This window comes from Kitasatospora sp. NPDC088861 (assembly GCF_044750105.1).
In the GTDB taxonomy this organism is placed as follows: domain Bacteria; phylum Actinomycetota; class Actinomycetes; order Streptomycetales; family Streptomycetaceae; genus Kitasatospora.
This window is the reverse complement of the sequence record NZ_JBIVJF010000013.1, coordinates 71,694-83,742: the sequence shown is the minus strand read 5'-3', so window position 1 is coordinate 83,742 and position 12,049 is coordinate 71,694. Positions and strand designations below refer to the sequence as shown.

The following is a 12,049-nucleotide window of genomic DNA, read 5'->3' as shown; positions in this document are numbered from 1 at the left end:
AGGTTCGTGATGGTTCTCTTCCTGCTGGTCGTCATCGTGGCGATCGTGCTCGCATCGTCGGCATCGTCGTCCATGGACTGCTCCACCTGACCGCCATCGCCGTCCTCCTGCTCATCGCCGCCGCCGTGTACCTGGCCGTATGCCCGGCACGGAACCGGCGCTCTCGACGGTGACACGCGGGCGGACATGCAGCGCGGACGGAGACGATGCCTCCGATGCGGTCCGGCCGACTGCCCGCCGGGCGGCCGACGGTGAGACGATGAGGAGGCGGGTCACCGTGCCGTCGGCCACCGCACCTTCGGAACGAGGGGTGATCATGGGCAAGGTCCTTCTGGTGCTGTTGTGCCTGGTCCTGCCGTTCCTGGCGGTACTGATCAAGGACGGGCCGAGCATGAAGGTGCTCTGGGCCTTCCTCCTCCAGCTCTGCGGCCATGTGCCCGGAGTCATCTACGGCATCTACCAGGTGGTCAAGGACTGAGACCCCGAAACAGACACCCGACACGCCGGGTTGGCACCCATGTCACGACACGAGAACGAACACCGGCACACCAGCACGGCCGACGGGGCCGGGCCCGCCACCAACGGAGCCGGGCCCACCGAGAGCCCGACCGACCTGTCCAAGAAGTCGTGGTGGGGCGTCCTGAAACGCACCACCAAGCAGTTCAAGGCCGACAGCCTCAGCGACGCGGCGGCCGCGCTCACCTACTACGGGCTGCTGGCGATCTTCCCCGCCCTGCTCGCGCTGGTGTCGATCCTGGGACTGGCCGGCAGCTCCGCCACCAAGCCGCTGCTCGACCGCCTCCGCGACCTCGGCCCCGGATCCGTCCGCCAGCTCCTCACCACCGTGGTGCAGCAACTCCAGACCGACCAGGGCAGGGCGGGTTTCGCACTGGCCATCGGGATCGTCCTGGCCCTGTGGTCCGCCTCCGGCTACGTCGCGGCGTTCATGCGCGCCGCCAACCGGGTCCACGACACCGCTGAGGGCCGGCCACTCTGGAAGACCCTGCCCACGCGCCTCGCCCTGACCGTCGTCATCATCGCGCTCCTCGCCCTGACCGCCACCGGTGTCGTCTTCACCGGCGCACTGGCCACCCGGACGGGGAAGATCCTCGGAGTCAGCGAGAACGCCGTACAGGTGTGGGACATCGCCAAATGGCCCGTCCTCGTCATCATCGTCATCGCGATGGTCACCCTGCTCTACTGGGCCGCTCCCAGCGCCGAAGCGCCCAAGCTGCGCTGGATCCTCCCCGGAAGCCTGGTCGCCGTCGCGCTCTGGGTCACCGCGTCCGGCGCGTTCGCCCTCTACGTCGCCAACTTCAACAGCCTCAACAGCACCTACGGCAGCATCGGCGCCGTGATCCTCTTCCTCCTCTGGCTCTGGGTCTCCAACGTCGCGATCCTGCTGGGCCTGGAGTTCAACGTCGAACTGGAACGCGGACGAGCCATCGAAGCCGGCCACCCGCCCGAGGACAAGCCCCACCCCGAACCCCGCGACACCCGCACACCACCACCCGACACCCCGCAGGACCACGACGGACCCGGTCGCTGACTCCCGGTTGTGCTCTCACCACTTCGCCTCTCAACCCGCCCAGTGGCACACCAGCCGACCGCGCACCACCTCGGCCCCGTGTCCAAGAGTCAGCTGGCGTCGGCATGCAGCAAGAAGCACGCGGGTCAGGACAGCCAGGGCGGCAGACCTGGACCTCACCCCGATGGGGTTCCCGCACTCGGTCCGCCGCAGCCCGTTCACCAGCGCGGCGGCCAGTGACCAGGCCGGCTGGGCCCGTCCCCGGCCGGGAAACGACCCGACCGACGTTCCCTTCAGGAACTACCCGGTGCCGTCAGGGCTGGAACAGTTTCCACTGCCCCTCGGAGACGACCTGGGCGGTGCCGTCGACCACCTTGATGGCGGTCTCGTCGTCGATCGCATACGTCGGCGCGGGAATCCGTGCCGCCCACCTCTCCGCGTTGGCCAAGGAGGCGTCGGGGTGGTCCGGGTGCTCCAGGTGCGGGATCACCGCGAAGTCGACGAGTCCTGCTCCCTGTCCCGTGACCAGGATTCTGTCGACGTCGCCCTGAGGCGTGGCGAAGACGATGTCTTCCGACCTCAACGGTCCATCGTTCCCGCGGGGCGGTTCGCGGTAGGTCTCGACAAAGGTGGAGGCAACAGCCATGCTCCCGGCGCTCACCCCCACGTAGACCGCCTCGGAGCGCAGCGTCGGCAGTAGGCCGGTCAAACCGGAGCGCCGCATCCAGTTGGCGAGGAACAGGGGGTCGCCGCCCCATACCAGCAGTGCGTCGGCGGCCTGGACCGTTGGCACCCAAGCAGCCTCTTCGATGCTCGACAGCGCCGTCAGCTCCAGGATCCCCAACGATTTCCAACCCAATCCACACAACGGCGATGGACCCTCACCAGAGATCGCCCGCCACGCCATGCCGGGCCCGCCAGGGAAGGGGTAGATGGCGGTGGGGACGAACAGGGCGTTGGACTCGGCGATCGATTTGCCCAGCAGGTCGACCAGCGCGTCGTGGATGCTGCTGTTCTTGATCCCGGACGACGTGAGGAGTGCTCTCATGTGCCTACCTCCCTGAGTTGCCTGCTGCGGAGCGCTCGCTGCGCCCCGGACCTCGCTGGACCTGCGCTCGGGTCGGACACGGACCGATCCGGGCGGTGCGATGCACCACCCGAACGCCGGTCCGATCACGACAACGAGACACTCCGACACCATAGAACGCGGGTACGACACAACCCGGCCGCCGTAACCGGTCAGAGCACTCGGTGACGACGTGACGTGCGTCGGTGGCCCGAACGGTGCCCTCTCAGACCGCTACTCGACGGCCACGCCGGCCAGTTGTCTCCCAGCCATCGGGGAGCGCTGGATCAGCGGCGCGTGAGTCGCCGGCCTCCACCGCCGCGGCGCCGACGCGGGCGTCACTCGAATCGGCTGGTCCGTGGCAGGTGATGCTCAGCCTTCCGTGTCGCCCTCCGGCCGCCGTGGCGGGGCGAGGAGTTCGTGGAGGGTGGGGGCGATGACGGTCGCGATGTGTTCGGGGGAGGCTTCCTCCAGGGGCGGGAAGCGAAGGACGTGGCGGCCGATGCCGATGCCGAGGACGATCGAGCCGAGCAGGGCCGCCTTCAACTGGGCTTCCTCGCCCGGGATCGCGACCACCATGGGGTCGCGGTCCGGGTCGGCGAGGAAGGCGGCCCGCAGCGTGGACCACGCCTGTTCGTGGGTGAGCATCGCGCGGACGACGTGGAGCGCGCTGCCGCCGGTGTCCTCCAGGGCGTGAAGGAAGTCGAGCAGCATCCGCTCCCCGAGTCCCTCGCCCGTGTCGCCGCCCGTGCCGCCCTCGTCCTGCCACTGGGCGCCGCGCAGTTGGAACTGCTCGATGACCGCGCGGGTGAACAGCGACTCCTTGGACGTGAACCAGCGCATCACCAGTGACGCGTCGACGCCCGCCCGTGTGGCGATGGCGCGCACGGTGGTCGCGTCGTAGCCGTCCCGGCGGAAGAGTTCCCGGGCGGCGGACAGCACCGCCTGCTCTCCGCGCCTGCGGCGCTCTGCTCTGGAGGCGGCGAGTGGTGTGCCGGCCGGTTCGGCTGATGTCGACATGGCTGGATCCTACCCGATTTGATCAACGCTGTTGACCGAAGTGGGGTTGAGGGCTAGCTTGAGTCAACGCCGATGACCCAATCTTCAACCGATCTGTGAGCAGGGGAACATGACGATGGACCTGGTACGGGCACGAGTCGACGCCCGGTGGTGGATCTGGGGGCTGCCGCTCTCCTTCGCGGTGCACGACGGGGAGGAGGCCGTCGCGATCGTGCTCGACGGCGGCCTGGACCAAGGCGGCACACGTTTCACCGTCGCGCAGTCCCTCACCGCGATCCTGGCGGAGTTCGCCGTGGTCTGGGCCCTCACCCTGTTCGCCGACCGCGCCCTGCGGGCCGGACACGCCGGGCGTACCGGTCCCGGCGGTTGGGCGCTCGACGCCTACGCCGCCCTGCTGGGCGGCTGGACCCTGCACGGGCTCCACCACGTCTACCTCGGGCTCAGCGGCAGCGGCTACCCGCTCGGGGTGATCACCGCCCTGCCCGCAGTGGTGCTCTACGGCGCACTGACCTACGCGGCACTGCTGCGCGCCGGGCTGCTCGACAGGCGGCGGACGGTGCTCAGTCTGATCGCCGGGGCGCCCGCCGCCGTCCTGCTCATCGCCGCCGCCCTCACCTTCGGCCGCCTCACCTCCTGAGCGCGGGCAGCCCTCGCGGGAGCCCCGTGAGGGCCACTCCGACCCCCACCCCGGCCCGCTCTGCGCGACCCGGGTCCCGCAGGGCTTTTCATCACCGAGTGCACGCAAGGGTTTCGTCAAAACGACCTCGGCTGGGTCCGCGCGTTCGCTTCCCCGGCGTAGTCTCCGGCTGCGTCCGTGTGTTTCGTGCAAGTTGAATCGGCTCCTTTCCCTCGCTGTTGACAGGGGATCAGCATGATGAGCTCTCGGGTGTGCGTAACCCCGTCCACGCCTGCTGCTCCGCTCGCGGAGGCAGTAGCGTTGATACGTCAACTCACCGTGGAGGGACATCTTCCGGCCGGCGGCGCGCAGCGGCGGGTAGCGGAGATCACGGAGGAGCTGGCGACGACGGGAAGTTACTCCCAGACCCAGCAGGAGTTGTTGGTCGGCTCCCGGATCGCGTGGCGGAACAATCCGCAGTGCATAGGCAAGTTCTACTGGAAAGCACTGGAGATCCGGGACTGCCGTGCGATCGGCACCGGCACCGATGGCGGTGACGAGGGAGCGGTGTTCGAGGCACTCGTCGAGCATTTGCGGCAGGCGTGGAACGGGGGCAAGGTGCGCCTGCTGCTGAGCGTCTTCGCGCCGAGCACACCCGAGCGGCCCGGACCCCGGCTGTGGAACGGCCAGTTGATTCGCTACGCCGGCTACCGGCAGTACGACGGGTCCGTGATCGGCGACCCCGAGACGGCGGCGCTCACCGAGGCGGTCCAGCGCCTGGGGTGGCGTGGTCAGGGCGGCGAGTTCGACGTGCTGCCGCTGGTCATCCAGTGGCCCGGGCGTGAACCTCGGTGGTTCGACCTGCCCGCGGACGCGGTCCCGGAGGTGCGGATCAGCCATCCCGAGTACCGGTGGTTCGAAGAACTCGGCCTGCGCTGGCACGCCTTTCCCACGATCTCCAACCAGGTCCTCGAACTCGGCGGGCTGCGGTACCCGTTGGCACCCTTCAGCGCCTGGTACACGTGCACCGAGATCGGTGCCCGCAACCTGTCCGACACCAACCGATACGACAAGCTGCCTGAGGTCGCCCGGCGGATGGGCCTGGACACGGCCCGGGATCGCACCCTGTGGCGGGACCGCGCGTTGCTTGAGCTCACGGCGGGGGTGCTGCACTCGTACGACCGGGCCGGGATCTCCATCATCGACCACCACTTCGCCACCAAACAGTTCGTGCGACACGAGGAGCGCGAGCAGAAGAGCGGGCGCGACTGCCCGGCCGACTGGTCCGCGATCGTGCCGGCCACCAGCGGGTCGACCACTCCGGTCTGGCAGCGCCGCTACGACGCCACTCGGGTGCTGCCCAACTTCTCGCCGCACCCGCCGTCCTGCCCGGCCCAGGGCGCCGAGGGACTCCCGAGCTGACTGGTGCGCCACTGCTGGCACGGTGACGGAAGCCGGACGCTGCCGTCGGCCGCCGGCCGGCTTCGTGGCGGTCTCTCCCACGGGGCCGTCCCGCTGTAGGAGGTGGTCGGCGGGAACCTGGACGGGGGGAGTCGGCTGGTTGACTGGGCGGCGGACTGTTGTACGAGCGGCTGGTTCGCCGTCAGGAAGGCCTTGTCACCGGTGGTGGCGTTGCTGCCGACCGAGGTCTCGGCGAGTGCCGCGACGCTGTCGGAGGTCGCCGCGGCCAGGGTGTGCCCGGACCGGGGTCAGGGCGACTATCGCCCTGACCACCGGTGCACTTCGTACGGTGCGGCCCTTCAGTGGGGGTGGGTGGGGGAGCGATCAGTGGTGGTGCACAGACCGGAGTCCCGTCGTCCCGTTGTTGCGGTGGATGCCGGCCTGGTTCCGGGGCCCGCCTCGGTCAGCCCGCGGCGTGGTTGGCCCAGAGCGACGGGTCGTCGACGTTCTCCTTGGTGACCAGGGGAGCGGGGAGCTGGTCCTCCAGGCCGTTGGGCAGGGTGATGATGGTCGACTGGTGGTCGGTGGGCCCGGGTTGGAATTTCCTGCCTTCGGCAGCGGCCTTGGCGTAGTACAGGGCGTACTTGGCGTAGAGGTCGGCGGGCTGGGAGACGGTCGCGTCGATGTCGCCCTTGCGGATCGCGTCGAACTCCTGCGGGATGCCGTCGTTGGAGACGATGGTGATGTGGCCGGGCTGGCCGGCGGGCTTGAGCAGGCCTTTCTGGCGTAGGAGGTCGAGGGTGGGCTGGAGGAAGACGCCGCCGGCCTGCAGGTAGATGCCGTTCAGGTCCCGGTTGGCGGCGAGGGTGGACTGGAGCTTGGCGGAGGCGATGTCGCCCTTCCAGTCGGTGGGCAGCGCGATCACCTGGATACCGGGGTAGTTGCGTTTCATGCAGGCGGCGAATCCTTCGGAGCGTTCGTATCCGTTGATGGAGGTCAGTGCGCCCTGGAGCTCGGCCACCTTGCCCTTGCCACCGAGCTGCTTGCCGAGGAACTCGCAGGCCTTGGTGCCGTACGTCTTGTTGTCGGTGCGGACCACCATGTAGACGCTGCCGTGCTCCGGTTCGGTGTCCACGCTGATCGTGTGGATGTTGGCACGGAACAACTCGGAGAGTGTCGAATCGGTGGTCATGGTGTTCTGCGGCGCCATGACGATGGACTTGGGGTGTCGGGCGGCCAGCGACTGGACGTTGGCGGTGAACGTCGCGTCGTCGCCGTTCGAACGGGTCGGGGGCAGGACACTCAGCTGCTGGTCGTTGATCTCCTGCTGGAGGTACTTCGCGTACGCCTTCCAGAAGTCGGAGTCGGCGCGGGGGATGTCGATGCCGATCTGGGGGCGGGAGTTGCCGGGGTCATCAGTGCCACCGCAGGCGGTGAGGCAGCCGGCGAGCAACACGGCGATGCAGCCCGTGCAGGTGGTCCGGATGGTTCGGCTCTTCATGTGTCAGACCGTCCTGGGTCGTGGGGGTCTTGCGCGCTGAGGGGGAGGGGAACGGATGTGCGGGATTCGGCACGTCGCCGTCAGGCGATGGCGTCGAGGTCCGGGGGGTCGAGGTCCGGGGGGCCGGTGCCGGCGGCCAGCCAGTCCTCGACGGCGGCGACGTGCACGGTGCTGGCACTGGCGGCCAGGACGGCGTCGTGGTCGACCAGGGCCCGCCAGATGGCCTCGTGTTCGCGGTGGGCCTGCTCGCGGGCAGAGGCGTTGTGCGTACCGCGCACGATGCGCAGCCGCTGGGTGTGGGTGGAGAGGATGCCGAGCAGGGTGGACAGCACGGGGTTGCCGACGGCATCGGCGATGGTGCGGTGGAACTCGATGTCGAGCTCGATGAACTCCTCGATGCCGGCAGCCGCGGCGCTCTGGTCGAGGACGGCCCGCAGCGTTCGCAGGTGGTCGTCGGTGAGCAGGCCGGCGGCGAGGGCGGTGACCTGCGGCTCCAGCAGGCGCCGCACCTGGAGGAGTTGCCGGGCCGTGTGCCCGTGGGAGACGTCGGAGGCGAAGGCCATGGCTTCCAGCAGGAGGTGTGGCTCCAGGCCGGAGACGTAGGTGCCGTCGCCCTGCCGGGGGACGAGGATCCGCATCGCGGTGAGCGCCCGGACGGCCTCGCGCAGCGAGTTGCGGGACAGCCCGAGCTGGTCGGCGAGGTCGGCCTCGTTGGGGAGTCGCGCGCCGGGCAGCAGGGCGCCGGAGACGATCATTTCCTTGATCTTCTCGATGGCCTGGTCGGTCACCGCCATGGTGTTCGCCTCCTGCGTGCGGGCATGGGAGTGCTGGTCGGTCGAGGGGGCGGGGCAGGGGAGGCCGAAGCGGCGCGACCGGTTCCCGCGGAGCTGGTCGCGTCGCTTCGGTGGCTCTCGGGCCGGGGGACCCCGTCACTCCTGTTTCTCGCCCGAGGCGAAGCGGGAGATGATCAGCGCGACGATGATGATCGCGCCGTTGAGGAACTGGTTCCACAGCGGCGGCACGCCCGCGAGGGTCATGACGTTGACCACGAGCTGGAGGGTCAGCACACCGGTCAGGGCGCCGAAGAGGGTGCCGCGGCCGCCGTTGAGGCTGACGCCGCCGATGACGGTGGCGGCGAAGACCTGGAAGATCCACCCGTTGCCCTGGTCGGCGGAGATGGAGCCGTAGTGGCCGGTGTAGAGGACGCCGGCGAAGGCGGCCAGCAGGCCGCCGAGGATCAGCACGGTCCAGGTGATCCGGTCGACCCGGATGCCGGCGGCGCGGGCGGCCTCGGAGTTGCCGCCGATCGCGTACAGGGCGCGGCCGTGGCGGAGCCAGGCGAGGGCACAGCCGCCGGCCAGGAAGAGCAGGGCGCAGATCCAGATCGCCGCGGGGACGCCGAGCCAGCTGGTGCTGCCGAGGTAGGTGAAGGAGCCGGGCAGGTTGACGATCGACTGGCCCTGGGAGATCGCGACCTGGAGGCCGCGGAGCAGGGTGAGCGCGCCGAGGGTGACGATGAAGCCGTTGAGGCGCAGCTTGAGGATCAGGAACCCGTTGATCGCCCCGATCAGCGCGCCGACGGCCAGGCACAGCGGGATGGCCGTCCAGGAGGGCAGGAGCCCGAGGCCGTTGAAGCGCGCGCCGTGGTCGGGGAGGACCAGCCAGACGGCGATGACGGGGGCCACGCCGATCGTGGATTCCAGGGACAGGTCCATCCGGCCGACGATCAGGATCAGCGCCTCGGCCAGCACCAGCAGGCTCAGTTCGGTGGCCTGCTGGCCGACGCCCAGGAGGTTGTCGGAGGTGAGGAAGGCGGGTGAGACGACGAAGCCGATGACGCCGAGGACGAGCAGGACCGGTACGAGCGACAGGTCGCGGTAGCGGGCGAGGTCGAAGCGCCGGCCGGCCGGTGCGGTGCCGGCGGTGGCCGCGCGCGGGCTGACCTCAGTGGTGGGAGACATTGCGTTCCTTCGTGTCGGTCGGGCCGGACATGCCCTCCATGGCTGCGACCAGCTGTTCGTCGCTCCAGCCGTGCTCGAACTCGGCGACGACGCGGCCGTGGAACATGGCCAGGACGCGGTCGCAGACCCGCAGGTCGTCGAGTTCGTCGGACACGATCAGAGCGCTCCTCCCGGCGTCGGCGACCTCGCGGACGGTGCCGAGCAGGGACTCCTTGGACTTGACGTCGACGCCGTTGGTGGGCCGGATGGCCACCAGGACGTGCGGCTCGGTGGCCAGGGCCCGCGCGATGACCACCTTCTGCTGGTTGCCGCCGGACAGCGCGGACACCGGGGCCGAGGGGCCGGGTGTCTTGATGTCGAGGTCGCCGATCATCCGTTCGGCGAAGGCCCGGGTACGGGAGGGCAGCACCGTGCCGAAGGGCCCGAGCTGGTCGGTGACGGTCAGGGTGGCGTTCTCGGCGACACTGCGCTGCGGGATGAGGCCCTGGATGTGCCGGTCCTCGGGCACGAACCCGATGCCGGCCGCGAGAGCGGCGGGAACGCGCCCGGTGCGCACCGGGCGGCCCGCGACGGTGATCGTGCCGGCCTGCGGGCGGTGCAGACCGGCGATGGTCTCGCCGAGCCGGACGTTGCCGCTGGCGGCCGCGCCGGCCAGGCCCACGACCTCGCCGGCGTGCGCGGTCAGGGAGAAGTCCTGGTAGGCGCCGGCCAGGCTCAGGCCCGAGACGTCCAGCAGCGGGGCACCGTCGGGGCGCGTCCGGCCGGTCACCGACCAGGCGGGCCCGCTGTCCCGGGAGCTCTCGCCGGTCATCGCCTCCACCAGGGCCTGCTGGTCGAGTTCGGCGACTGGCGCGGTGATGATGTGCCGGGCGTCGCGGTAGACCGTGACGGTGGTGCAGAGGTCGTAGACCTCCTGCAGGTGATGGGAGATGAACAGGAAGGCGACGCCCTGTTCCTGCAGTGAGCGCAGCTTGTCGAAGAGCCGCTCGATGCCGCGCGCGTCGAGCTTGGCGGTGGGCTCGTCCAGGATGATGAAGCGGGCCCCGAAGGACAGCGCCCGGGCGATCTCGACGAACTGGCGCTGCTCGACACTCAGGTCCTCGGCGCGCGCGGTCGGGGCGACGTCCACGCCGTACTCGGCGAGCAACTCGGTAGCGCGGCCGCGCAGCTGTTTCCAGCTGATCGGGCGCAGGGCGCCTTTGCTCTGCCTGTCCAGGAAGAGGTTCTCGGCGACGGTCAGCGCGGGGATGATGGTGGAGCGCTGGTAGACGCAGGCGACCCTGGACCGCCAGGCGTCGGTGTCACCGGGGGCCGGGGCCTGCTCGCCGTCGAAGCGCAGGGTGCCGGTGTCGGGGTTCTGCAGGCCGGTGAGGATCGACACGAGCGTGGACTTGCCCGCGCCGTTGCGCCCTACCAGGGCGTGCGACTCGCCGGGCGCGACCGAGATGCGGGCGTCGCTGAGGGCGACGGTGGCGCCGAAGCGCTTGCTGATCCCGTCGGCCTCGACGACGGGGCCCCGGACGGGGCTGGGGTCCGCCATGGCGGGGACGTCCTTTCCGCAGGATCCGTGCGTGGCGGCCCGGGAAGGGGGGTCCGGGCCGCCACGCACGAGGGGTCGGTGGGCTACTTGCCTACGCCGTTGCCCCAGAGGGACTTGTCGTCGACGTTCTCCTTGGTGACCAGGGGAGCGGGGAGCTGGTCCTCCAGGCCGTTGGGCAGGGAGATGATGGTCGACTGGTGGTCGGTGGCACCGGGTTGGAAGGTCTTGCCCTCGGCCGCGGCCTGCGCGTAGAACAGCGCGTACTTGGCGTAGAGATCGGCGGGCTGGGAGACGGTCGCGTCGATGTCGCCCTTGCGGATCGCGTCGAACTCCTGCGGGATGCCGTCGTTGGAGACGATGGCGATGTGACCGGGCTGGCCGGCGGGCTTGAGCAGGCCCTTCTGCTGGAGCAGGGCGATGGTGGGCTGCAGGAAGACACCGCCGGCCTGCAGGTAGACGCCGCCCAGGTCCGGGTTGGCGGCGAGGGTGGACTGGAGCTTGGCGGAGGCGACGTCGCCCTTCCAGTCGGTGGCCAGCTCGATCACCAGGATGTCGGGGAACTTCTCCTTCATGCAGGCGGCGAAGGCCTCGGAGCGGTCGCGGCCGTTGACGGAGCTCAGCGCGCCCTGGAGTTCGGCGACCTTGCCCTTGCCGCCGAGCTGCTGGCCGAGGAACTCACAGGCCTTGGTGCCGTACGCCTTGTTGTCGGCGCGCACCACCATGTAGACGTTCCCCTTGTCGGGGCGGGTGTCGATGCTGACCACGGGGATCTTCTTGGCGGTCAGCTGGTCGAGGGTGGAGGCGATCGCGCCGGTGTCCTGCGGGGCCATGACGACGGCCTTGGCGCCGGTGTTCTGGAAGACCTGGACGTTGGCGACCAGCTTGGTGACGTCGTTCTGCGAGTTGCTCACCGGCAGGGTGTTGAGGCCCTGGGCGGAGGCGTCCTGCTTGATGTACTGCGCGTAGGAGTTCCAGAAGTCGGAGTCCGCACGCGGCAGGTCGATCCCGAGCGCCGGCTTGCCGCCGGCGGCGGAGTCCGTCGTGCTGCCGCGGTTGCAGGCCGTGGCGGCCCCCGCCAGGACGACTACGGCGGCGGCCGTGGCCGCGATTCTGGAGGAGCGAGGCTTCATGGTGCTGATCTCCTTGGCTGGGATGTCCGGGCTCCCCTGCGAGGGTGGGGAGCCGGTGTGGCGGGAGGCGGAGAGGCCTGTCCCCCCGGGAGGTGAAGCGGGGGTGGTTGAGCCGGACCTCCCCTCCCGGCCGTCATCCAGGAGGGAGGCCATGGATGCGGCGGGTCGTGGCAGGCGCGCTGGATCGTGCTCCCCGCAGTCATCGGATGGCTTGCGATCACGAGGACCATACGAGCTTGGCACGTGACTGACAATAGGGAAACCTCGGGCGAATCTCAACCGTAAC

Annotated in this window: 11 protein-coding genes; 4 read left to right on the top strand and 7 right to left on the bottom strand. The window is 69.8% G+C overall.

The window, feature by feature from the left end; genetic code table 11:
• Positions 1–316 precede the first annotated feature (316 nt).
• Together ACIP37_RS22280 and ACIP37_RS22275 are read left to right on the top strand one after the other, a co-directional pair.
• Positions 317–478, top strand: a complete 162-nt coding sequence (locus ACIP37_RS22280) for a YqaE/Pmp3 family membrane protein (RefSeq protein ID WP_363581191.1) — start codon at positions 317–319, stop codon at positions 476–478.
• Positions 479–517: 39 nt separating this feature from the next.
• Complete coding sequence (locus ACIP37_RS22275) at positions 518–1,549, top strand: YihY/virulence factor BrkB family protein (protein ID WP_363581193.1); 1,032 nt, start codon at positions 518–520, stop codon at positions 1,547–1,549.
• A 292-nt stretch (positions 1,550–1,841) separates the two neighbouring features.
• Here the strand turns inward: ACIP37_RS22275 and ACIP37_RS22270 are convergent, their stop codons facing one another.
• On the bottom strand, positions 1,842–2,576 hold the full coding sequence (locus ACIP37_RS22270; RefSeq protein WP_363581195.1) for a Type 1 glutamine amidotransferase-like domain-containing protein: 735 nt from the start codon (positions 2,574–2,576) through the stop codon (positions 1,842–1,844).
• Between the two features lie 390 nt (positions 2,577–2,966).
• Positions 2,967–3,614, bottom strand: coding sequence for a TetR family transcriptional regulator (locus ACIP37_RS22265; protein WP_400844336.1), 648 nt, complete (start codon positions 3,612–3,614; stop codon positions 2,967–2,969).
• Between the two features lie 109 nt (positions 3,615–3,723).
• Here ACIP37_RS22265 and ACIP37_RS22260 point away from each other — a divergent pair, with 109 nt between their 5' ends.
• Complete coding sequence (locus tag ACIP37_RS22260) at positions 3,724–4,251, top strand: HXXEE domain-containing protein (protein ID WP_400844333.1); 528 nt, start codon at positions 3,724–3,726, stop codon at positions 4,249–4,251.
• A 234-nt stretch (positions 4,252–4,485) separates the two neighbouring features.
• Positions 4,486–5,652 (top strand): nitric oxide synthase oxygenase, encoded by a 1,167-nt coding sequence (locus tag ACIP37_RS22255; RefSeq protein ID WP_400844330.1) that lies wholly within the window; start codon positions 4,486–4,488, stop codon positions 5,650–5,652.
• 442 nt (positions 5,653–6,094) lie between these two features.
• On the opposite strand, the gene ACIP37_RS22250 is transcribed toward ACIP37_RS22255, so the two are convergent.
• The 5 genes from ACIP37_RS22250 to ACIP37_RS22230 form a co-directional block, all read right to left on the bottom strand.
• Entirely contained in the window at positions 6,095–7,132 is a 1,038-nt protein-coding gene (locus ACIP37_RS22250) for a sugar ABC transporter substrate-binding protein (protein ID WP_363581203.1), read from the bottom strand.
• 80 nt (positions 7,133–7,212) lie between these two features.
• A complete protein-coding gene (locus ACIP37_RS22245; protein ID WP_363581205.1) occupies positions 7,213–7,926 on the bottom strand; it encodes a FadR/GntR family transcriptional regulator in 714 nt (237 codons plus the stop codon).
• Between the two features lie 135 nt (positions 7,927–8,061).
• Positions 8,062–9,093 (bottom strand): ABC transporter permease, encoded by a 1,032-nt coding sequence (locus ACIP37_RS22240; protein ID WP_363581207.1) that lies wholly within the window; start codon positions 9,091–9,093, stop codon positions 8,062–8,064.
• Entirely contained in the window at positions 9,077–10,633 is a 1,557-nt protein-coding gene (locus tag ACIP37_RS22235; RefSeq protein WP_363581209.1) for a sugar ABC transporter ATP-binding protein, read from the bottom strand. Before ACIP37_RS22235 ends, ACIP37_RS22240 begins: the two co-directional genes overlap by 17 nt.
• An 83-nt stretch (positions 10,634–10,716) precedes the next feature.
• Positions 10,717–11,763, bottom strand: a complete 1,047-nt coding sequence (locus ACIP37_RS22230) for a sugar ABC transporter substrate-binding protein (protein ID WP_363581211.1) — start codon at positions 11,761–11,763, stop codon at positions 10,717–10,719.
• Positions 11,764–12,049 lie beyond the last annotated feature (286 nt).